Here is a 20,943-nt window from a genome sequence, read left to right as displayed (position 1 = left end):
TGACAACATTGATTGGACAGAGACAATTCCTCTTGATGATTTATTTTTATTACATATTCATATGGAATCTTCTCTTCAGTATATTGGAAAAGAGGATATAACTATCCGTCACCAGACACCATTAGTTTCCATATCTGCATATAAGGGTGTACATCGGTTATCGGGCGGATATGTTTATCGAACTTTAGACAGTAATTATATTTATTATCAGCCTGCATTCGAGATAGAAGATGTTGATTTTTTGGATTAATATCATTTATTTTCAAGTTTATTATCAATTGGATGGGGAAAATAAAGTTTTTACGTTTGAAGAAAAATTGAATTTTGATGTATAAAAAACGACAGTTTATTGAACCTCACTCCAAATGTAAAATGTATTAACAATTGGAGGTGCAGTTCAGCTATCTGTCGTTTTTTGATATAAGATGGAGGGATTTATTAATTTCTCCAAGGATATATTCAGTTTCTAGTGTTTGTTTAAATCTTTTGCGTTTACAAATGGACCTACATCCATCCGAGTTGGTTTTTCATATTTTTGGCGGATTTGCTCTGTCCATGTTTCCTGTTTGTTATTGGAATTTCGTGTTTCATAATAATCTTTCATAGTTAGATCATATTCCTGAATAAAGTGCTTTTGTTTTTCAAAAGGAATATATTGATTTTCGTGATAGATTGCGGCAAGAGGGAGGCGCAGCTTGATATCCGGTATTTCTTTTGGATAGCCGATTGCCATCCCAAACAACGGGACAACATGAGCCGGTAATTGAAGAATATCGTTAAAAGCCTGAATATCATTACGCAGGCTTCCTAAGTAGCAAATACCTAACCCTAAAGATTCTGCAGCAATGGCAGCATTTTGGGCAGCTAAAGCAGCATCAATTGTGCCAACTATAAATTGTTCCGTGCTTTCAATATTATTTTGAAAAGTCCCTGTATGTTCAATTCCTTCTAATTGATTAATTCGGTGCAAATCAGCACAAAAAATCAGCAAATGACCATTATTCTTCGCATGAGCATGTCCGGAAACTGCATAGAGTTTTTCTTTTATCGCGAGGTCTGACACGCCGATAATACTATACGCCATTACATTACTGGAAGTCGATGCGCGTTGTGCAGATTCTACAATTGTTTTTATTTGAACATTATTTAAAGGTTTATCTGCAAATTTTCGAATAGATCGGTGATTCATTATTGTTTCAATGATTTGATTCATGTAGTTGCTCTCCTTCGTCTATATTGTAAAAATGAATTTTAAAATTTTCTAACCTGTAAAAAAACAATATTTGCTAGTAAGTGTATCATGGGACTACCTTTGATTCCAATAATCTTGCTTCCATATATGCTGCAGAAAAGAATATTATTTTTGTTACATGAAACAAATATAAAAACTGTGTTATTATAAGGGCAGCATAAGCCCTCACATTAAAATGAGATGGACTGTCAAAGAGAAGTGTTGTAAAATTATTAGGATTCATACTGGGGAGTGAATTGTATGAAAACATTTAAACTGCGTAAATTAGTGATTTTAGATTATGATAAAGGATTAGAAGGAACGGAAGTAAACCTGATCGACGGGCTGATTATTAATCGTGAAGATGACTATGATACATGGTTAATCGAAGGGTTTATCAACCATTCTTATTGGGAGTATTTTAAAGATAAGCAGAATGAAGAGCTGATGGTCCAAGCGACGATTACAAAAGATACGAATGAACCCGCTTCATTTATAACAAAATTGACGGAGATGCATGAAATAGGTAATCAAATGAACGTAATGCTGATGGGAAAAATAATCGATAAGCAAAAAAAAGATGTGGAACAGCTTTTAACAACACTTATAGAGAAGGGATATGAGGGAGATAATTTAATCCAGAAATTTAAAGAAATTTATTAGAGGATGTTCAAAAAGTCCAATAAAAATGACACGGGATAAGAGGATCTTCTACTAGGAACGCCCACGTCGTGTGGGCAACGTAGAAGCCACCGCATCCTGCGGAAGTCGGTTGACGGGAGTTTTCCAATGGGGCTGGGACTTGCGATTACTCGCCCCGCCAAAAGCGTTACTCACGTATTTAAAAGCATGGAGGAACTTCTGCTAAGACCGTCCACGTTCTATGGACAACACAGAAGTCGCCACCTCCAGTGAAAGCTCGTTTGTAAAAAATCTCGGCGCCTTGAACTTCTTGGTCCTATTTAACGGACTTTTTGCACATACATTTTTAGGTTTTTATTTGAGAAGAAGAAGGGAAAACAATGCAAAAAAAACGTAGTAAATATAAGAATATCCGCCAATGGACACCTTTCCAGCTGTTGTTGTTTTATTATATTGCTGCGATAGCGTTATCAACGGTAATGTTATCTTTACCTGTTTCTCATCAGCCAGGTATCGATATTCCGTTAATTGATATTGTATTTACAGCTGTCAGTGCGATTAGCGTAACAGGATTAAGTACAATTTCTATTGCTGATTCATTAAGCACGACTGGGATTATTATTTTAGCTCTTATAATGCAACTCGGGGCAGTAGGGATTATGGCAATAGGTACAATGCTCTGGATTATGTTAGGGAAGCGGATTGGTTTCAGAGAAAGAAATATGATTATGACTGACCAGAATCAAACCCATTTTGATGGTATGGTAAGATTAATTAAAAATATTGTTTTTGTACTGCTGATAATAGAAGCTGTTTTTTTCATTATCATAGGAATTTATTTTATGAAGTATTATTCTTCGGCTGGCGAAGCATTATTACATGGATTTTTCTTTGTAATCAGCTCAGTTTCTAATGGCGGTTTTGATATTACCGGGCAGTCATTAATTCCTTTTCGATCTGATTATTTTGTCCAATTTATGTGTATGGTGCTAATTATCCTTGGTGCCATCGGCTATCCAGTAATTATTGAAGTAAAGGAATATTTATTTCATAAAAGAAAATTAAAAAACCAATTTCATTTTAGTTTATTTACGAAACTTACAACGACAACTTTTTTTTCTATAATATTGGTTGGGGCATTAGGGGTTTATTTATTTGATATTCATGGTTTTTTTAAAGATATCAGCTGGCATGAGTCGTTCTTTTATGCCTTGTTTCAATCTGTCACAACTAGAAGTGGCGGGCTGGCAACAATGGATCTGAACCTATTATCAGATACAAATCATTTATTTATGTCTGCATTAATGTTTATTGGGGCTTCACCTAGCAGTGCCGGGGGAGGTATAAGGACAACAACCTTTGCACTGGTACTCATTTTTCTATTTACGTTTATTCGGGGTGGAAGGAGCGTTAAAATATTTCATAGAGAGATTTATGAAGTCGATTTAAATAAAGCTGTTACTGTAACTTTTTTTGCAATTATGGTTGTTTTTTCATCTATTATTATACTTACCCTGTTAGAACCTGTTTCCCTGGATGCGATTATTTTTGAAGTGACCTCTGCATTTGGAACAGTTGGCTTATCCCTGGGGATTACAGATGAATTGTCCGCAGCCAGTAAAATTATATTAATGGTATTAATGTTTATTGGACGGGTAGGTATTCTTACCTTTCTAATGATATTTAAACGTAAAAAGGATCCTGCCAAATTTAATTATCCAAAAGAAAGAATTATTATTGGCTAAAGGAGCTTATGAAAAGGAAAAAATTTGTTGACCATATAAAATAAATGGCCTGTGCCTTCAGCACAAGCCATTTTTTGATTAGCAGTAAAATGCAGCTCCTACGATGATTAGTAAAATGAAAAGAACAACAATCAACGCAAAGCCGCCAGCGTAGCCGCCGCCATAGCCGCCACCGTAACCGTAGCCACCACCATATCCATAGCCCATGCTTTTCACCTCCTGAACTTACAGTATTACTGTATGCAGATAGATAAAATGTGTATAGACGTTTGCCCTAGTTTTTCTCGGAACCTGAATGCTGACATTTAGGTAATTGCAGTGTAGAAAAGCTTGAGCCGGCTCCGTTTTAAGTAAAAAAAATACAATTTCGCTTTTGGTTCTGGGAAGTATTTATCCAAATAATAGCCTTTTTTGAAAAAAACATACAATCACATTTTTTTCTTTATTTTATGTGAGGATATTGATAAGATGGTATTAGAATAGGTATATTAAATAATGGTATGTACATAAGTGAAGGGAGTGCTTTAGGATGGAAATGCTTTTTGGTGTGGTGTGTTTTGCAATTCTTGTATTAAATATTGGTTTTTGTGTTATGGATAAAGAATAGTTATCTACGAGGGAATGATTCTATAAATTCCAAGATAGTAAGAAAAGCAGAAAGCTGCCTCCATTTCTCTGAAGAGAAGAGGACGTCAGTTTTCTGCTTTTACTCTACCCAGCCAAATTCGCTGAAAGGGTAGATAATTAATTCGGATTTACCAATGATATCATCCCGCGGGATAAATCCGAGTCCATTTCGGCTGTCTTTACTGATTAACCGGTTATCCCCCATTACAAAATAATTGTCTTCAGGAATTTCAATAGGGCCAAAATTATTGGTTTGTGCAATTACTTCATCACTTAGAAAATGCTGCTGATAAGCCTCACCATTAATATACAACTGACTATTTTCAATTTCTATCGTTTCGCCGGGCAATCCAATCACACGTTTTACGTAGTTTTTGGGAGGTTGATGAATAATTACAATATCGCCACGACCGGGTTCATGGATAGAATAAACAACCTTATTAAAAATCACACGTTCTCCGTCCTGAAGGGTGGGATACATGCTTTCTCCTTCTACAATAGAAGTGGCAAAAATAAAAGTCCTGAGAAAAAGGGCAAGCATGATGGTAATAACAATTGCCTTGAACCAGCCTATCCATTCTTTTTTATGATTGATATTTTCCACATGCTCATCTCCAAAAAGTCCATAATCTTCTCTTATCGTAGCATGTTTAAGTAATCTGGCGCAAACATGCGAATCAGAGAGCCCTCAAAGTATGAGGGCAGCTTCTCCAGCTTTCAGGTTATTGCTTTACCTTTTTGTGGATAAGTATGCTTCTAACCGGTCTAAGCCTTCTTTTAAAATAGTTTCATGATACGCGTAGCTTAAACGCATATAGCCTTCTCCATGAGTAGAGAAACTGCTGCCTGGAACAAGGGCCAGTTTGGCATCACGTACAAGAGAGAGACCAAGATCAAATGAATTCATGTTGTTTAATTGCATTTTAGGGAAAATATAAAAGGCTCCTTGTGGCCGTTCAACATCCAATCCCATCTTTAATAAACGTTCATAGACATAATCTCTGCGCTCTTTAAAAATCTGTTTTATATGGGCTGTGTGCTGCTGATAAGTTGTCAGGGCTTCTAATGCAGCATATTGACTGATAGAGGAAGCGCAGGACACATTATATTGATGCACCTTTAGCATCTGCTTGGATAACCACTCCGGAGCAAGTGTGTAGCCTATGCGAAAGCCTGTCATTGAATGTGATTTGGATACCCCATTGATAACAATCGTCTGGTTTTTTAAATCGGAAATAGAAGCAATCGAAGTATGGTCAAAATCGAATACAATTTCACTATAAATTTCATCTGATAAAATAAATATTTCTTTTCCTTTAAGTACTTCAGCGAGAGCCTGTAATTCAACTTTTGAATACGCCGCACCGGTCGGGTTAGACGGAGATGGAAGTACAACACATTTCGTTTTTTCTGTTATGGCATCTGCAATTGTCTCAGGAGTGAATTTAAACTCTGTACCTGCTGTATTAACATGAACCGGCTTGGCATTCGCCAATGTGATAAGCGGCTCGTAACCTGGATAGATCGGACTTGGTAAAATTACCTCGTCACCTGGTGTAAGAATGGTTCGAAAAGTAATATCAATTGCTTCAGATGCACCAGAGGTAACAATAATTTCTGTTTCCGGCTGATAAGTCAGTTCATAGTTTGTCTGATAATAGGAATGTATTGCTTTCCGCAATTCCAGAATCCCTTGATTTGGTGTATATGTTGTAAAGTTATTTTCAATAGCCTGTATTCCTGCTTTTTTTACATTATCAGGGGTATGAAAATCCGGCTGGCCGATGGTTAAAGAAACGACATCTTTTTCACCAGATACGAGATTAAAAAATTTACGAATTCCAGATATTTCAATATTTTTAACATTATTGTTTATTAAATGCTTCAACAAAATCACCTTCACTTAAAAAAATATAAAAATTTCAATAAATGTTCAAATAATTTGGATTAATATGAACGAATACGGGTATAATAAAAAGTATAGAAAGGAGAATACAACATGCGTCCAAGATCACTTAATTTCGAACAATTGGTTGATATGAACAGACAAGAATTATTAAACGATGAAAAAAGTATATCACAAATTGAAGAGAAATTAGAAAAGAAACAAGAAGCTTTTTTACTGGCTCATAAAAAGAATAAAGATGAATTAACCGCTGAGTAAGGAAATCCTTGCTAAAGCGGTTTTTACTTTTATAGGATGGATATGATGAAAAAAGGAATTTCGTCTTTGTCATGGGACTGGAGCCAGAGATTAACCGACCTTGAAAACATTCCTCGTTAAAAGTATTACTGAAATATCTAAAGATATAGTTTCTGTTGGGGAAGATCATTTTATTAGACGGCTTGTTCTTTTCGAGCACATTTGTATAAAAAAATCAGCAGTGACTAAACTAGATAGAAGTGAAAACTGGAAGAAGGGTGAGAACATGTCGTTATCAGGTATTGTATCTATAGGAAATATTGGAATTAATGCTGTTTATGTTTATCTCGGCATGATGCTTCTATGCACTGCAGCAGTCTACTATATAGTGAAAAAAATATATAAATGGGCGATAAAAAAACAAATGTTGCGGTTTCTGTCTTACATTGGTGCGAGCACCATTATAATTAGTTTAACAGTTATTTTAGCTGTCCTTCAGGAAAGAAATGCGTGGCAATTTTTAAAGGCAGCAATGCAAAGTCTGGCTTTTTTAGGAATCAGCTTAGCTGTGCTTCCATTGCTGCATCAATTTTTATTAAAAAGAAAATAAATATACGCGGCAGGTCAGATAGATGGCACCTATTTAAACTGGATACAAAGCCTGTACATAAGGAAGACAGCTCTCATTACCTAATTTCTTGCAATCTGTAGTAAACGTCTGAGGCTGATATTTCCTTATTTCTTTTTAGAACGTACAGGCGGCCAATCCATTTTGCCAAGTGAGGAAGGGACGTAATAGCTTGAGCGCTGCTTCTTGGGCGATGTGGACTTTGATTTTTCCGGTTTCCAGTTAATATATTGGCAAATGAGCCGCTTTGCTTGAGATAAAGACATTTTTACCGGGGGATTTCGGTAGGCTTGATCTAATGCACCTAAATGCTCCAGCTGTTTTAAATCCTCTTTTGCAGGAGGAATATGGAAACAATAGTCTCCAACTTTAATAAGTACAGTAGAATGCTGATTACTAAGCCTTGGATGGTTAGAAAAATGCAGCCCTTTTTTAAAAGCTCTCTTCTCTTTTAATAATTGTTCGATAGCTTGTTTTTTTAGTTGATATAATTGCTTCGGTTCAGGAGCTGTTTTAGCATGCTTATTGATTACAAATAAAGCTTGTGCTATCTTTTGAACCTCAACTTCATGTTTCATTTTCAAGTCTCTCCCTTTTAAAAAAGGATTTAAATCAATTTATTTCAATTATTACTCTACCTTAAACTTTATACAATTTCAATACTATATCAAAATAAATGCGAACAAATGAGCTTGTTTTTGCGCGTGATAAAGTTTGAAAAGAAGAAAAGGAAAAGACCGCATTCATAGAGATGCGGTCTTTTAGCTGAACAAATGAACTATAATCTTTCTGATCTCGGGAAGAGCTGCTTTCAATTGTAACAGCAGAGTTGTCTAATTTACTTTTTTTAAATCAGCCAGGATGGTCTCCATATTTTTCATTTCAACACCATCATAATTCTTGACGACCTCTCCTTCTGGGCTGACTAAGAAAAAGGAGGTTCCATGGATAACTTGATCATCCCCATCTGCCGGGGCTTGAACGAAATTCTTAAAATGTTTAATGGAAAATTCACGGATAGTTTCAAAGTCATAGCCCGTTACGAAAGACCAGTTATCAAAGTTTGCATCATAATGAGAGGCGTACTCCTTTAACACTTCTGGTGTATCATAATCTGGATCTACGCTAAAAGAAACAATTTGTGCATCAATCCCTTCTTCCTCCATCATGGACTGCAGGTGAGCCATATTTTGAGTCATCGGCATACAAACTGTTGTGCAATTGGTAAAAATGAAGTCAGCAATCCACCAATCTCCCTCTAAATCACTCAAAGAAAGCTGTTCCTTATCCTGCGTTGTGTATTCAAAATCGGGAACCTGTTCTGACATGGTTGTTTCAATAGCATAACTTCGCCCACACCCTGCCAATAGAAAAAATAAACCAATAAGTACTAAGTAGCGTCTCATATCATTAAATCCTTTCCCAATTATACTTATACTCATTATAGCATTGGATAAAATGTTGAGAAACCATCTCCTATGAAGGAATTATGACATTTAAGGGCTTGCTTCAAACAGTGCTAATAAAAAGAACCAAAGATTCGCTGCATTATTTTATGAAATTGCTGTCTTTAAAAATTGTATCAGGAATGAAGTGTAAATACATGCAGCTCCGGTCTGCATAAAAACCGATATGGTAAACGGGTTGTTCCAATTCCACTGTTCACATATAGCGTCAATTTATCTGAAATAGTATATTTTCCCTGTACATATTTTTCAGCATATGCAGGGGTATATAGATCACCGATAAATGGCAGACGAACCTGTCCTCCATGACTATGTCCTGATAATTGAATATCCACTGGGTAATTCTTCACTACGTCTGCGAGATCAGGCTCATGTGCAAGAAGAATGGTGAAGTCAGAATCTGTACGTTCTTCTAGAGCTTGACTAATATCTGGATCACCGAGCATAGCATCATCAATCCCTGCTAATACGAAGGATGCATCTTCACGCTGGATACGGGATGCACTATTTTGCAGCAATGTAAAATTGGCTGCTTCAAATGTTTCATATAAAATTTCTGTTCCATAGCCTCCATGATCATGGTTTCCATAAATCCAAAACTTTCCTTCTGGAGCTTCTAACTGCTGCAATAATTGGATGAGCTTATTATTCCAATGATAATTATTGGGTTCATCAACCAGGTCTCCTGTAAACAGAATTAAATCAGGCTTCAGATTGTTAATTTTTGATACAAGTGATTCCAACTGTTCTAAGTCATAATGAAAACCTAAATGTGTATCGGAAAATTGGACAATTTTAAATTGATTAAAAGCTGCGGGGATTTGCGGAGAAGTAATTGATTCTTCCGTAATTGTCAGTAAAGATGGTTCAATCTCACGAGCATAAAAATAAGTGCCGCCACTTAAACCCAGTAATGTTAACAAGCTTCCTAGAGACCTTTTTAAAAATGTTCTGCGATTCATTATATAATTTCCTTTCTGATAACCTGTTATAAAAATTATAGCACGGATAGAGCGCTTTTTTCATTTGGAAAATCATTAATTTACATAAGAAGATTAGAGAACGTTAAAAGGAACCAGATCCTGGCACTTTAGGAACTTGCTGATGCAATAATCGTGAGAGAATAGCAGAAGTGTGTTAAACTGGTAATGTGTGTATGAATAAAATAAAAATGAAATATAATTTAATTTGGAAGTTTATGTATAAATGTTTTAGGGTATAAAGCACATGGGCTTTGTTACGCTCATATGAAGCAGATATACAAGAAAAGTAATATATAGATAATTGTTCACAGAATTTCAGATATGTTAAAAAGAATCATTAATTTGCAAATACGAATGTTTATATGAAAAAAGGGGGCAAATAAGGTGAGTGCAACGCAAGATAAGCAGTTGGCAGATATTAAGTTAAGTGAAGTACTTATACCTGCTGAGAAGGTGGCACATGTCCAGCTCAATAATCCTTTAGAACACGCATTACTGGTATTAATGAAATCCGGTTATACAGCAGTTCCGGTACTTGATTCAGCTTATAAATTTTCGGGGATTATTGGTAAAACAGCTATTCTTAATGAAGTGCTGGGGATAGAAAGCTTTGAAATGGATCGCCTGTCAGAAATCCGGGTAATGGATGTAATGGCCAGTGACGTGCCGACCTTAACAAGGGAAAATAATCTATTAGACGGTCTAAATGCTTCGATTGATCATCCGTTTGTTTGTTTAGTAGATGCAGATGGTTATTTTGATGGTATCCTGACAAGAAGAGCCATATTAAAGCAAATGAAGAAGGATATCTATATGAATGCATATAAAAAATAATTATAAAACCTCCATGATGTGGAAGAACAATCGCTTTATTCTGCATTATGGAGGTTTTTTATTATGTATAATTTTAAGAAGCAGACTTCTCTTTCAGCGGGATAAAGCCTATTTAAAAGATAGCAGACTTTTCTATTTACATAAGTGCATTATATTAGTTGCCGTTGAAGGTAGCGTCTGCTAAAGTAATAAAGAGATTATAAAAATGGAGGAATAGTTAACTATGGATGCAAATGAAATTATACAGTTTATTTCTAATAGCAAGAAAAGTACCCCGGTAAAAGTGTATTTGAAAGGAAATTTAGACAAGCTTCCTGAGCAAGACGGGATTAAAGCATTTGTAGATGCAAAAAGCGGTACATTATTTGGCGAGTGGAAAGCAATAGAAGCATTCCTAAAAGAAAATGAATCTATTATTGAAGACTATGTTACAGAAAATGATCGCCGTAATTCTGCGATTCCAATGCTGGACCTAAAAAATATCAATGCACGTATCGAGCCAGGCGCAATTATTCGTGACCAGGTAGAAATCGGTGATGGCGTCGTTATTATGATGGGTGCATCCATTAATATTGGTGCTGTAATCGGTGAAGGAACAATGATTGATATGAACGCTGTTCTTGGCGGAAGAGCTACAGTTGGAAAGAACTGTCATATTGGAGCCGGTACTGTATTAGCTGGTGTTATTGAGCCCCCTTCTGCAAAACCGGTTATTGTAGAAGATGATGTTGTTATTGGAGCAAATGTTGTAGTACTTGAAGGAATTACTATCGGGAAAGGCTCTATTGTAGCAGCAGGAGCTATTGTTACAAAGGATGTAGAACCAAACACATTAGTAGGTGGGACGCCTGCACGTGTGTTAAAGGAAATTGACGAGCAGACTAAATCTAAAACTGAAATTAAACAAGAGCTTCGTAAATTAGATAATTAAGGCAGATGAATAGGATATGACAGCATTTGATTTGCAAACTGTCCGCAGGGAGCTCCATCAAATTCCTGAATTAGGCTTCAAAGAGGAGAAAACGCAAAGGTATTTGCTTGAGAAGATTCGGGAGATGGCGACAGATCGGGTTGACATCAAAACTTGGCGGACAGGTATTTTAGTACATGTATCTGGAACCAATCCATCAAAGCGGATCGGTTTCCGGACAGATATAGACGGGCTTCCGATTTTAGAAGACACAGGTTTTGACTTCTCCTCCACACATCCGGGGAAAATGCATGCTTGTGGACATGATTTCCATATGACTATTGCTTTGGCAGCTCTCAGCAGACTGATTGCACAGCCTGTAAAAGATAATGTTCTATTTATTTTTCAGCCGGCAGAAGAAGGCCCGGGCGGTGCAAAGCCAATGATTGAATCAAAGGAATTTCTTGATTGGAAACCGGACACTATTTTTGCACTGCATATTGCTCCTAATTTATCAGTCGGCAAAGTGTCTTCAAAACCGGGACTTTTATTCGCGAATACAAGTGAGTTATTTATTGATTTTAAAGGTCTCGGCGGACATGCTGCTTATCCGCATTTAACAAAGGATATGACAGTGGCAGCAAGTAACTTTGTTGTACAGCTGCAGCAAATTGTTTCCAGAGGGCTGAATCCTTTAGACGGCTCTGTTATTACGATTGGGAAAATGGAAAGTGGATTTGTACAAAATGCTATAGCAGAAACAGCGCGGTTGGAAGGAACCATCCGTACAACAGAAGCTTCTTCTATTCTATTGGTGAAAGAAAAACTGGAAAAGCTGATTAAAGGCTTCGAAATAGCATATGATTGTGAGATAAATGTAGATTATGGATCTAACTATTACCAAGTAGTGAATGATGGAAAATATGTAGAGCTGTTTCAAGAATCCTTAGCAGGTTCAGACATTGAATATGTCCAGGCTTCTGCAGCAATGACTGGAGAAGATTTTGGAGATATGTTAAAAGTAATCCCAGGATTTATGTTCTGGCTTGGAGTAGAGTCGCCATACGGACTACATCACGCGAAGCTGGCTCCGAATGAAGCTGCACTTTCTGTTGGTGCAGAAGCAGTAGAAAGATTTATTCGATCATTCGATTAATTGTTTGCGGAAAATAGATTTCATTATAAAGGATAAAAAGACTTTCTTGTTATTTTAAAGAAAGTCTTTTTTTATCCGCTCAAAATTTTTCTTTTCTAAATTAAATTTTCACTTCACTCATGAGTGCATGAGTATTGTTTTCTGTATCGCTGAAAAACACCATCCATGTTTCTATATTTCCTATTTTCGTAATCATATGTGGTTCATCAATAAAAATTACTTGCTTTTTTTTAAGCTGTTGATATGCTCTTTGAATATCATCTACTTGAAAATAAATAACGGAGCTCGGATGGGCAAATGCTTCTTTTTCAGGAAGCGTCAACATAATCCTTAGGCGGTCACAATCAAAGAAAGCCATACTATCTGTACTAAATAAAAGGGACAGCCCTAATTTTTCTTGATAAAAGAGTATGGCTCTTTGTAAATTTTTAATTGGTACACCAATTTGTCCAATGTGTTGAATAGTATCTGCCTGCATATAATTATCTCTCCCTTAACAATAAATTTAAGACTATTTTAATTCAACTGAAACAGCTTCATCAATGCTGATGGTATATGCACCTTCATTAAGAAGCAGGTATCTGTTATTTTCAACAGCGAAAAATCCTTTGTTTTTTCTGTAAAAGACTTTACCATTAGAAAATGTTTTAATGGATAACTGTCCAGTACCTTCCCAGTAGAATTGAGGACTTTTTGCATGAAGAACGAAATCTCTTGAACGAGTTTGAGTCATGATAAAATCTCCATATGCTTTTTGTCTGTATTATAAAGAAAATTGAGTATAATAAAAACAAATACATAGATTTTTCTCCTTCGTCATATATCAGTTAAAGAGTAAAAAATAAGGAGTGACATCATGCAGATTTATGATATTCTTCCTGACTTATCCAAAATCAAAGCCTTACCTGGCAGCAACCGATCTCTTTTATTATCAAGCGGAAGACCAGTTCTTGTTATTTTTTGGTCCGTAAGCTGTTCATCCTGTAGTAATTTTTTAAAACAGCTGGCTGAGGTTCCGGAAATTAAGTCAAAGAGAGTTGTTCCAATTTTAATTCATATTTATTTAGATAGGGAGCAGGTAAGCTTATCAGAAATAAAGAATAAGCTGAATCAGCTGCACTTTGATGCTGTTTCTTTAGATGATATAGATGACCGGCTCGCAGCTTTATTTCAGTTCCGCTATGTACCTGCTTTGTATTTATTTGATAAACAGGAAAGACTCCGGTTTAAGCAAAGCGGTAAATCTTCTACAAATTTAATAGAGCAGCGTTTAAAGCGTTTATTAAACGAAAAGTAAGAAAAAATCTCTCTGTTCTTTATAGAATGGAGTTTTTTTGTTGTGGCAGTAAAAAGAGTTTCAAGGATATGGATAATAAACGAATTATTCAGAACAATTAGAGGTGTTTATCTCTTAAACTAGGTATTTTGATGGAAAAAAACTTTTTTAAAATAATTTTCAAAAAATAGCGCAAAACAGTAGAAATTTATTTCGGAAACCGTTATATTAGTTATTACGGAAAAGTGAAAGGGGGAATAAATTTTGAATATTTTTAAAAAATTAAAGCGTTTTTATTGGCCGTATAAGAAATACTTTATTTGGTCAATTATTGGTATGCTTATCGTGACAGTTATTACAGTAGTTTATCCAATTATACTTCAAATTACAATTGATGAAGTAGTTGCTGAACAGAGATATGGATTGATTCCTTATATCTGTGGTGCCTTTTTAGGCTTAATGATGATAAAAGGGGTGTCCACTTTTTTCTTTCAGTATCTGGGTGATTTATTTGGAATGACTGCTGTATATAAGCTGCGTGAATCGTTATATGATAAGCTGCAGGCGCTTGCATTCAAGTATTATGATAATGCAAAAACAGGGGATATTATGTCCCGGCTGACTGCAGATGTGGAAGGTTTCCGTTTCTTCCTTTCTGTCGGTTTTGCAGAATTAATTCGAGTTGTTTCTTTAATGCTGATAAGTATTTCAGTTATGTTTTATTATTCTATTCCTCTAGCACTTATAACAATGGCTGCAATGCCATTTCTGGCATTTGTTGTTTATAAATTTGATAAGCAGGTTCATCCGGCCTTTCGGAGCATTAGACGTTCCTTTGGAAGATTAAACACCAGGGTACAGGAAAATATAAGCGGGATGAACACGGTTAAGTCATTATCAAGAGAAGATTTCGAGATTGGCAGATTTTCTGCAAGTAATGATAATTATCGGCAAAAATATTTGTTTACTTCAGGTTTATGGGCAAAGTATTTCCCGGTAATGGAATTTATCGGAAATGTTAGCGCAGTTGTTTTATTAGCGTTCGGTGGTTTTTTTGTAATAAACGGCTCCATGACAACAGGAGAATTAATGGCATTTTTCAGCCTTGTCTGGTTTATTATGGGACCACTTATGAACTTAGGATTTATCATTAATCAATTTTCTCAGGCAAAAGCATCCGGAGAGCGGCTGCTGGAGATTCTGGAAGCGCATGAGGACATCGAAGAAAAGCCTGATGCCATCGATAAAGAGATTCAAGGTCATGTAACATTTAAGAATGTCACGTTAACGTATATTGAGGATGATGATGAAGCGTTAAAGAATATCAGCTTCGATGCCCCACCTGGCAAAACGATTGGTTTAATTGGTGCAACTGGTTCCGGGAAAACAAGTATTACACAACTGCTTACACGGTTCTATGAGCCTGAGGAAGGAGAAGTTCTGGTTGACGGACACCCTGTTTCAGATTATAAGCTGAAAAGTCTCCGAAGCCAAATCGGGTTTGTTTTGCAGGAGCCATTCCTGTTCTCAACAACAATTAAAGAAAATATTTCTTATGGCACACCTGGAATTAAAGATGAAGATATTATAGCTGCGGCAAAAATGGCTCAAGCACATGATTTTATCATGGAGCTTCCGAATGGATATGATACGCTTCTCGGAGAGAGGGGAATGGGTCTGTCTGGAGGGCAGAAACAGCGGATAGCAATTGCCCGTGCAATTTGTATCGACCCGAGTATTCTTGTTTTAGATGATGCGACATCTGCTGTTGATATGCAGACAGAGCATAAGATTCAAAAGGCTTTGCGGGAAGTGATGAAAAACAGAACATCCTTTATTATTGCGCATCGTATTTCCTCTTTAAAGCATGCTGATGAAATTTTAGTGCTGGAGGACGGAGAGATTGTCGAACGGGGTACACATGATTTCTTATTAAAAAATAATGGCCCTTATGAACGTATTTATAATATCCAATACCAGGACCGTGAAGAAATAATGAGTGTGGTCCATTAAAGGGAGGTGGAGAAATCTTGGCGAAAGTAAAAGAAGCTAAAAAACAAAGCAAGCATTTAGAGCGATTTCATTATACGATAGACCAGGCAATTGAGAAGCCGTTTAACTGGAAGCAGATGTGGAGATTACTTCAGTTTTTAAAGCCATATTCAAAAACATATCTGCCTGGCGCAATTATTGCGATGGTTATTGCTACAGCTGTCAGGTTAGCCATACCTATTTTAATTGGTAAAGTAGCTGTAGATATAGCAATTGCACGCAGTGATACAAATCTTTTAGTCTATCTCGTTATAGGTATTGCTATTCTTTATATGATCAGTTTTATTGCCAATCGTTTTCGGATAAAGTGGGTTAATATACTAGGGCAGAATGTTATTTATGATTTAAGACAAAAGCTGTTTTCCCATGTACAGAGACTTTCCCACCGTTTTTTTGATACTCGTTCAGCGGGATCAATACTTGTACGGATTTTAAATGATATCAACTCCCTGCAAGAGCTGTTTACAAATGGAATTATTAATCTATTGATGGATATTTTAATGTTAAGTGGAATTATTATTATTCTTTTCATAATGAGTCCGCCTTTAGCATTGGCTGTTGTCATCGTTATTCCGCTGATGTTTATTATATCTACTACATTAAGAAGGAAAATAAGACGTTCCTGGCAAATGGTCCGTCTGCAGCAATCCAGAATGAATTCGCATTTAAATGAAGGACTTCAAGGTATGCGTATTACCCAATCCTTCTCACAGGAAAAAGAAAATGCGGAATTCTTTGATGGAGTGAACAGCGGCTATTTTAACAGCTTCCGTGATGCGGCGAAGAAAAGTGCATTTTTCAGACCGCTTGTGGATATCTGTGATGCAGCAGGAACCATCATACTAATTGCCTTTGGCTCTTATTTAATTCTTAATGGAACAATTGAATTGGGAACTTTTATTTCCTTTGCCTTTTTCCTGGGGATGTTCTGGGAGCCTATTTCCAGGCTGGGACAGATGTACAATCAGCTTTTAATGGCAATGGCGTCATCAGAACGTATTTTTGAATTCCTGGATGAGCAGCCTAATGTTGCTGAAAAAGAAAATGCTTATGAAATTAAAAAAATGGATGGAAGAATTGAATTCGATGAAGTGGAATTTGCATATAATGCGGATCGTTTAGCTTTAAAGAAAATTTCCCTGGATATTCAGGCTGGGCAGACGATTGCTCTAGTTGGGCATACAGGAAGCGGTAAATCTACCATTGCAAATCTGATAAGCCGCTTCTATGATCCCACATCTGGTGCGGTAAAAGTCGATGGCCATGACCTGCGTGATGTCACGTTAGACAGCTTAAGACAACGAATCAGTGTCGTCCTTCAGGATACGTTTATTTTTTCAGGAACAATCATGGAAAATATTCGTTTTGGACGGCCGGATGCAACGGATGAAGAAGTAAAAGAAGCAGCAAAAGTTGTCGGTGCAGATAGTTTTATCAGCCGTTTAGCGAATGATTATGAGACAGAAGTAGAAGAGCGGGGAAATATTCTATCTGCTGGAGAAAGACAATTGTTATCTTTTGCAAGAGCCTTGCTGGCAAATCCAAGTATTATTATATTGGATGAAGCAACAGCAAGTATTGATACAGAATCTGAAGTGAAAATTCAAAAGGCATTGAAACGATTATTAAAAGGAAGAACTTCCATTATTATTGCGCATCGTCTGTCTACCATAAGGGAAGCAGACTGTATCTATGTTCTGGAGCAAGGTAAGGTTTTAGAGTATGGAAGCCATCAGGAGTTAATGCAGCAGCATGGAAAATATTATGATCTTGTAAAATCACAGTTTACAATGCTGGATGCAATATAGTATAGGCGGGGAGCAGATGGTTGAACTGCTCCCTTTCTTTTATGCTTTATGTTAATATAAGGAACAGAAGAATGGAGGTTTCTTATGAGAAAGGATTTTGCAGTAATTGGTTTAGGCAGATTTGGAGGCAGCATTTGTAAGGAGCTGAGCGAGAAAGGAATGCATGTCCTGGCAATTGATTCTGATGAAGCTAAAGTAAATGAATATAAAAATATCGCTTATCATTCTGTGGTGCTCGATGCAACGGATGAAGATGCCTTGAAAGAAATAGGTATTACAAATTTCGATCATGTTATCGTTGCTATCGGTGAAAATATCCAAGCAAGTATTCTGACAGCAGTGATATTAACTGATTTGGATATAAAGAGAATTACTGTCAAAGCTCAGAATGATTATCATGATAAGATATTAAATAGGATTGGTGTCCATCATGTTGTTCATCCAGAACGGGATATGGGAAAAAGATTGGCGCACAGCTTTATTTCAAATAATATTTTAGAGTATCTGGAGCTTTCCAATGAATACAGTATTGTAGAGGTGATTGCCGGTAAGAAAATGATTGGAAAGACTTTAATCTCACTTGATGTCCGTGCGAAGTTCGGATGCAATATTGTTGCAATAAAAAGTGGTACGGAAATTGATGTATCCCCTGAAGCGGACAAACCTTTAAAAGAAGGGGATATACTTATTATTATAGGAGCAGATTATGATATAAACCGGTTTGAAAAAGCCTATATTTTTGACTGAAAATAAAAGAACCTTCCATTAGACGAAAGGTTCTTTTTTAATAAATCTTAGAGAGACAGATTCTAGTTTGTAAAATATATGTAGTTCAAAAATTTAATTATTCAAGCGGTAGATAACGATTCGCTCATCTGCATTCAACCAATAAGCTTTTAGTTTTATTTCCAGTAATAGCTCGAATGGACTGTAGTGCTCTAGAAAATGAATATAAGTACTATGCGGATAATATAAGATAACATCGACTTCTCGTGGTGTATTTTCTACAGACTCTTGAATATTGGAAATAACACGCTTGAAAATTTGAATAGAAAATGGGTTAAAAAAGTAAAAACGATTATCTTTTGCGGCAATTTTATATTCTTCTGCCAAGCAACAGATAAATCGAATGTCAGCTTTGTTATTTTCAGAACTTAATAATTGCTTATATGCTTGTAAATTGTATTCGGCATCATTAAAAAAATTTGAATCCATTTCAATTCCAGTGACAGATAAATGCTGAAAATAATGAAGGTAAAAAGGTAAACGTCCTTTCCCACAGCCAAAGTCAATAACCGAGTCCTGCTTATCAAAGGGATAAGCTTTAGTTAATTTTTCCAAAGCACTATATGGAGTAGGCTCATAAGGGTTGTAGTGATGTGACTCGGGGTATACTGTTTTCTTGTTCTCCATGGTATAAATATTTAGCAGCTTATCATAGTATTTATCTTTCATTGTCTGTACCTCTTTCTAAAATAGACAGCAATATTTGACTCATTTAAAGAAAGCTTCATTCTCCTGGTAATCTGTCCGGGAGAATGAAGCTTTAGTTATTTAAATTTCCATAATGATTGGTAATACCATTGGACGACGCTTCGTTTTTTCATATAGGAACGGAGCAATCGTATCTGTAATTTCATTTTTTATTTCTGACCACTGTGTTGTCCGTCGTTCCATTACTTTTTCTAAATGCTTGGCAACAAGCTTTTGTGCATCATTGATAAGGTCTTCAGATTCACGCATATAAACAAAGCCGCGAGAAATAATATCTGGACCTGCTTCAATTTTAAATTCTTTCATATTAATACTGACAACGACAATAACCAAACCTTCTTCAGAAAGAATTCGGCGGTCTCTAAGAACAATATTTCCGATATCGCCAATGCCGCTTCCATCTACATAAATTGAGCCAGATGGGATTTTGCCTGCGATTGAAGCTTGTTCTTTTCCAAGAGCCAATACATCACCATTATCCATGATAAAGGAATGATTTTCTTCAACCCCGCATAATTCAGCTAATTTTGTATGTTCTTTTAACATACGGTATTCACCATGAATCGGCATAAAATATTTTGGTTTAATTAAGCGTAACATAAGCTTTTGCTCTTCTTGACTTCCGTGACCGGATGTATGGATATTACTCAGTTTTCCATGAATAACATCTGCTCCTGCACGATACAGCTTATTAATTGTTCTGCTTACACTGACAGTATTACCAGGGATTGGTGATGATGAAAATACAACCGTATCTCCAGGAATTAATTGAATTTGACGATGCGTTCCATTGGCAATTCGAGAAAGTGCTGCCATTGATTCGCCTTGTGAACCAGTACAGAGGATCGTTACTTCATTTGCTGGAAGACGATTAATTTGGTTTCCTTCAATAAACGTATCTTTTGGAGCTTGGATATAACCCAAATCCAGACCGATGTTTATCGCGGATTCCATACTTCTTCCAAAGACAGCCACTTTACGGTTATGCTTAACGGCTGCTTCAACAACTTGCTGTAATCGATAGATATTAGACGCAAATGTAGCAAATATCAGTCTGCCATCAACACGGCTGAATATATCTTGGATGCTTTCGCCAACAACGCTTTCAGACATTGTAAATCCAGGTACTTCACTATTCGTACTATCGGATAGAAGGCATAATACCCCTTCTTCGCCAATTTGAGCCATTTTAGAAAGGTTTGCAGGTTCGCCGACAGGGGTAAAGTCAAATTTGAAATCACCTGTATGCACAATATTTCCAGGCGGCGTCTTTACAACGACCCCAAATGAATCTGGAATACTGTGTGTCGTGCGGAAAAAGCTTACGGAAGTCTTACGGAATTTAATAACATCATCTTCTTGAATGGAAATTAGCTTTGTACTGCGCAATAAGCCATGTTCTTCCAGTTTATTACGGATTAAACCGATTGCTAACTTTCCAGCATAAATTGGCACATTAATTTGTTTTAATAAAAACGGGATTCCACCAATGTGATCTTCGTGACCGTGTGTAACAAAAAGACCTTTAATTTTATCTTGGTTTTGTACAAGATAGGTGTAGTCCGGGATTACATAATCAATACCAAGAAGCTCATCCTCCGGGAATTTAATTCCTGCATCAATAAGGATGATTTCGTCTTGGAATTGAACTGCATACGTATTTTTGCCGATTTCCCCAAGTCCGCCAAGGGCAAATACAGCAGTCTGATCATTTTTTACAAACTTCATTGTTATACATTCTCCAATTCGAACTTGCCAGTACTTTTTTCGTATTCGAGATGTGCCTCATCTAATACTTGAATGTACTCAATGTTAATGTTACGGTCACTAATTTTTGATCTTGCTTCTCTTACGGATTGCGCTTCTACATAAAGGCTCTCCGTGCGTTCTCTTACAGGCACTTGATCTTGTGATGCCTGATATAATACTTTAAAAATCATTTCATCTC

At 36.4% G+C, this 20,943-nt stretch carries 21 protein-coding genes and 2 pseudogenes; 11 read left to right on the top strand and 12 right to left on the bottom strand.

All coding sequences use genetic code 11. The features are described 5' to 3' along the window. Nucleotides 1-466: 466 nt before the first annotated feature. Nucleotides 467-1,213, bottom strand: a complete 747-nt coding sequence (gene nfsA / locus MKY30_RS21895; RefSeq protein WP_341085370.1) for an oxygen-insensitive NADPH nitroreductase — start codon at nucleotides 1,211-1,213, stop codon at nucleotides 467-469. A gap of 279 nt (nucleotides 1,214-1,492) precedes the next feature. On the opposite strand from nfsA, the gene MKY30_RS21890 reads away from it, so the two are divergent. Next, complete coding sequence (locus MKY30_RS21890; protein WP_147211054.1) at nucleotides 1,493-1,894, top strand: YwpF family protein; 402 nt, start codon at nucleotides 1,493-1,495, stop codon at nucleotides 1,892-1,894. Between the two features lie 359 nt (nucleotides 1,895-2,253). Beyond that, nucleotides 2,254-3,618, top strand: coding sequence for a TrkH family potassium uptake protein (locus MKY30_RS21885; protein ID WP_147211055.1), 1,365 nt, complete (start codon nucleotides 2,254-2,256; stop codon nucleotides 3,616-3,618). 78 nt (nucleotides 3,619-3,696) lie between these two features. Here MKY30_RS21885 and MKY30_RS21880 read toward each other — a convergent pair. The 3 genes and pseudogenes from MKY30_RS21880 to MKY30_RS21870 all read right to left on the bottom strand — a co-directional run. Then, a pseudogene (locus tag MKY30_RS21880) lies at nucleotides 3,697-3,777 on the bottom strand (YjcZ family sporulation protein); the annotation flags it as partial. A gap of 547 nt (nucleotides 3,778-4,324) precedes the next feature. Then, nucleotides 4,325-4,849 (bottom strand): signal peptidase I, encoded by a 525-nt coding sequence (lepB, locus tag MKY30_RS21875; RefSeq protein WP_281289854.1) that lies wholly within the window; start codon nucleotides 4,847-4,849, stop codon nucleotides 4,325-4,327. A 126-nt stretch (nucleotides 4,850-4,975) separates the two neighbouring features. Next, the gene (locus MKY30_RS21870) at nucleotides 4,976-6,133 is read right to left on the bottom strand and encodes an aminotransferase A (protein WP_147211056.1); all 1,158 of its coding nucleotides are present in this window, start codon (nucleotides 6,131-6,133) and stop codon (nucleotides 4,976-4,978) included. 111 nt (nucleotides 6,134-6,244) lie between these two features. On the opposite strand from MKY30_RS21870, the gene MKY30_RS21865 reads away from it, so the two are divergent. Together MKY30_RS21865 and MKY30_RS21860 are read left to right on the top strand one after the other, a co-directional pair. Then, nucleotides 6,245-6,409, top strand: a complete 165-nt coding sequence (locus tag MKY30_RS21865; protein WP_077601015.1) for an FbpB family small basic protein — start codon at nucleotides 6,245-6,247, stop codon at nucleotides 6,407-6,409. A gap of 265 nt (nucleotides 6,410-6,674) precedes the next feature. Beyond that, nucleotides 6,675-6,998, top strand: coding sequence for a hypothetical protein (locus tag MKY30_RS21860; protein ID WP_156986019.1), 324 nt, complete (start codon nucleotides 6,675-6,677; stop codon nucleotides 6,996-6,998). Nucleotides 6,999-7,123: 125 nt separating this feature from the next. On the opposite strand, the gene MKY30_RS21855 is transcribed toward MKY30_RS21860, so the two are convergent. The 3 genes from MKY30_RS21855 to MKY30_RS21845 all read right to left on the bottom strand — a co-directional run bounded on the left by MKY30_RS21855 (nucleotide 7,124) and on the right by MKY30_RS21845 (nucleotide 9,444). Then, complete coding sequence (locus MKY30_RS21855) at nucleotides 7,124-7,594, bottom strand: YkyB family protein (protein ID WP_147211058.1); 471 nt, start codon at nucleotides 7,592-7,594, stop codon at nucleotides 7,124-7,126. Nucleotides 7,595-7,849: 255 nt separating this feature from the next. Further along, the gene (locus MKY30_RS21850) at nucleotides 7,850-8,422 is read right to left on the bottom strand and encodes an SCO family protein (protein WP_147211059.1); all 573 of its coding nucleotides are present in this window, start codon (nucleotides 8,420-8,422) and stop codon (nucleotides 7,850-7,852) included. Between the two features lie 176 nt (nucleotides 8,423-8,598). Next, nucleotides 8,599-9,444, bottom strand: coding sequence for a metallophosphoesterase (locus tag MKY30_RS21845; protein WP_147211060.1), 846 nt, complete (start codon nucleotides 9,442-9,444; stop codon nucleotides 8,599-8,601). 405 nt (nucleotides 9,445-9,849) lie between these two features. Between MKY30_RS21845 and cbpB the strand changes: the two genes are divergently transcribed. From cbpB to MKY30_RS21830, 3 genes are all read left to right on the top strand, one after another. Continuing rightward, nucleotides 9,850-10,299 (top strand): cyclic-di-AMP-binding protein CbpB, encoded by a 450-nt coding sequence (cbpB, locus tag MKY30_RS21840; RefSeq protein ID WP_147211061.1) that lies wholly within the window; start codon nucleotides 9,850-9,852, stop codon nucleotides 10,297-10,299. Nucleotides 10,300-10,522: 223 nt separating this feature from the next. Then, entirely contained in the window at nucleotides 10,523-11,230 is a 708-nt protein-coding gene (gene dapD, locus MKY30_RS21835; RefSeq protein ID WP_147211062.1) for a 2,3,4,5-tetrahydropyridine-2,6-dicarboxylate N-acetyltransferase, read from the top strand. A gap of 16 nt (nucleotides 11,231-11,246) precedes the next feature. Next, the gene (locus tag MKY30_RS21830) at nucleotides 11,247-12,365 is read left to right on the top strand and encodes an N-acetyldiaminopimelate deacetylase (protein WP_341085369.1); all 1,119 of its coding nucleotides are present in this window, start codon (nucleotides 11,247-11,249) and stop codon (nucleotides 12,363-12,365) included. A gap of 100 nt (nucleotides 12,366-12,465) precedes the next feature. Here the strand turns inward: MKY30_RS21830 and MKY30_RS21825 are convergent, their stop codons facing one another. Then, nucleotides 12,466-12,843, bottom strand: coding sequence for a VOC family protein (locus tag MKY30_RS21825; protein ID WP_147211064.1), 378 nt, complete (start codon nucleotides 12,841-12,843; stop codon nucleotides 12,466-12,468). Nucleotides 12,844-12,885: 42 nt separating this feature from the next. Continuing rightward, nucleotides 12,886-13,098: pseudogene (locus MKY30_RS21820) on the bottom strand (AraC family transcriptional regulator); the annotation flags it as partial. Nucleotides 13,099-13,221: 123 nt separating this feature from the next. On the opposite strand from MKY30_RS21820, the gene MKY30_RS21815 reads away from it, so the two are divergent. From MKY30_RS21815 to MKY30_RS21800, 4 genes are all read left to right on the top strand, one after another. Next, nucleotides 13,222-13,662, top strand: a complete 441-nt coding sequence (locus MKY30_RS21815) for a TlpA family protein disulfide reductase (protein ID WP_341085368.1) — start codon at nucleotides 13,222-13,224, stop codon at nucleotides 13,660-13,662. 243 nt (nucleotides 13,663-13,905) lie between these two features. Further along, nucleotides 13,906-15,654 (top strand): ABC transporter ATP-binding protein, encoded by a 1,749-nt coding sequence (locus tag MKY30_RS21810; RefSeq protein ID WP_341085367.1) that lies wholly within the window; start codon nucleotides 13,906-13,908, stop codon nucleotides 15,652-15,654. A 116-nt stretch (nucleotides 15,655-15,770) separates the two neighbouring features. Next, entirely contained in the window at nucleotides 15,771-17,501 is a 1,731-nt protein-coding gene (locus MKY30_RS21805) for an ABC transporter ATP-binding protein (RefSeq protein ID WP_445667737.1), read from the top strand. Nucleotides 17,502-17,585: 84 nt separating this feature from the next. Continuing rightward, nucleotides 17,586-18,248 carry a potassium channel family protein gene (locus MKY30_RS21800; RefSeq protein ID WP_147211068.1) on the top strand — a complete coding sequence of 221 codons (663 nt, stop codon included), beginning with the start codon at nucleotides 17,586-17,588 and terminating at the stop codon, nucleotides 18,246-18,248. A 93-nt stretch (nucleotides 18,249-18,341) separates the two neighbouring features. Here the strand turns inward: MKY30_RS21800 and MKY30_RS21795 are convergent, their stop codons facing one another. The 3 genes from MKY30_RS21795 to MKY30_RS21785 all read right to left on the bottom strand — a co-directional run bounded on the left by MKY30_RS21795 (nucleotide 18,342) and on the right by MKY30_RS21785 (nucleotide 20,935). Next, complete coding sequence (locus tag MKY30_RS21795) at nucleotides 18,342-18,956, bottom strand: methyltransferase (protein ID WP_147211069.1); 615 nt, start codon at nucleotides 18,954-18,956, stop codon at nucleotides 18,342-18,344. A 99-nt stretch (nucleotides 18,957-19,055) separates the two neighbouring features. Beyond that, the gene (gene rnjA / locus MKY30_RS21790) at nucleotides 19,056-20,723 is read right to left on the bottom strand and encodes a ribonuclease J1 (protein ID WP_077601031.1); all 1,668 of its coding nucleotides are present in this window, start codon (nucleotides 20,721-20,723) and stop codon (nucleotides 19,056-19,058) included. A gap of 2 nt (nucleotides 20,724-20,725) precedes the next feature. Further along, nucleotides 20,726-20,935 (bottom strand): DNA-dependent RNA polymerase subunit epsilon, encoded by a 210-nt coding sequence (locus MKY30_RS21785; RefSeq protein ID WP_147211071.1) that lies wholly within the window; start codon nucleotides 20,933-20,935, stop codon nucleotides 20,726-20,728. Nucleotides 20,936-20,943: the final 8 nt, after the last annotated feature.

Origin of the sequence: Oceanobacillus sp. FSL W8-0428, from assembly GCF_038004405.1 — a bacterium.
Lineage (GTDB): Bacteria > Bacillota > Bacilli > Bacillales > Amphibacillaceae > Oceanobacillus > Oceanobacillus sojae.
Note: the sequence above shows the minus strand (reverse complement) of the source record. Positions and strands in the feature narration are given on the sequence as shown.

What these genes read in the sequence shown, in the direction of transcription:
- nfsA (WP_341085370.1), bottom strand. Translation starts at nt 1,213, where the DNA reads ATGAATCAAATCATTGAAACAATAATGAATCACCGATCTATTCGAAAA.
- MKY30_RS21890 (WP_147211054.1), top strand. Translation starts at nt 1,493, where the DNA reads ATGAAAACATTTAAACTGCGTAAATTAGTGATTTTAGATTATGATAAA.
- MKY30_RS21850 (WP_147211059.1), bottom strand. Translation starts at nt 8,422, where the DNA reads ATGAGACGCTACTTAGTACTTATTGGTTTATTTTTTCTATTGGCAGGG.
- MKY30_RS21785 (WP_147211071.1), bottom strand. Translation starts at nt 20,935, where the DNA reads ATGATTTTTAAAGTATTATATCAGGCATCACAAGATCAAGTGCCTGTA.
- MKY30_RS21865 (WP_077601015.1), top strand. Translation starts at nt 6,245, where the DNA reads ATGCGTCCAAGATCACTTAATTTCGAACAATTGGTTGATATGAACAGA.
- MKY30_RS21825 (WP_147211064.1), bottom strand. Translation starts at nt 12,843, where the DNA reads ATGCAGGCAGATACTATTCAACACATTGGACAAATTGGTGTACCAATT.
- rnjA (WP_077601031.1), bottom strand. Translation starts at nt 20,723, where the DNA reads ATGAAGTTTGTAAAAAATGATCAGACTGCTGTATTTGCCCTTGGCGGA.
- MKY30_RS21855 (WP_147211058.1), bottom strand. Translation starts at nt 7,594, where the DNA reads ATGAAACATGAAGTTGAGGTTCAAAAGATAGCACAAGCTTTATTTGTA.
- MKY30_RS21800 (WP_147211068.1), top strand. Translation starts at nt 17,586, where the DNA reads ATGAGAAAGGATTTTGCAGTAATTGGTTTAGGCAGATTTGGAGGCAGC.
- MKY30_RS21860 (WP_156986019.1), top strand. Translation starts at nt 6,675, where the DNA reads ATGTCGTTATCAGGTATTGTATCTATAGGAAATATTGGAATTAATGCT.
- MKY30_RS21845 (WP_147211060.1), bottom strand. Translation starts at nt 9,444, where the DNA reads ATGAATCGCAGAACATTTTTAAAAAGGTCTCTAGGAAGCTTGTTAACA.
- MKY30_RS21885 (WP_147211055.1), top strand. Translation starts at nt 2,254, where the DNA reads ATGCAAAAAAAACGTAGTAAATATAAGAATATCCGCCAATGGACACCT.
- MKY30_RS21795 (WP_147211069.1), bottom strand. Translation starts at nt 18,956, where the DNA reads ATGAAAGATAAATACTATGATAAGCTGCTAAATATTTATACCATGGAG.
- MKY30_RS21805 (WP_445667737.1), top strand. Translation starts at nt 15,771, where the DNA reads ATGTGGAGATTACTTCAGTTTTTAAAGCCATATTCAAAAACATATCTG.
- MKY30_RS21815 (WP_341085368.1), top strand. Translation starts at nt 13,222, where the DNA reads ATGCAGATTTATGATATTCTTCCTGACTTATCCAAAATCAAAGCCTTA.
- dapD (WP_147211062.1), top strand. Translation starts at nt 10,523, where the DNA reads ATGGATGCAAATGAAATTATACAGTTTATTTCTAATAGCAAGAAAAGT.
- MKY30_RS21830 (WP_341085369.1), top strand. Translation starts at nt 11,247, where the DNA reads ATGACAGCATTTGATTTGCAAACTGTCCGCAGGGAGCTCCATCAAATT.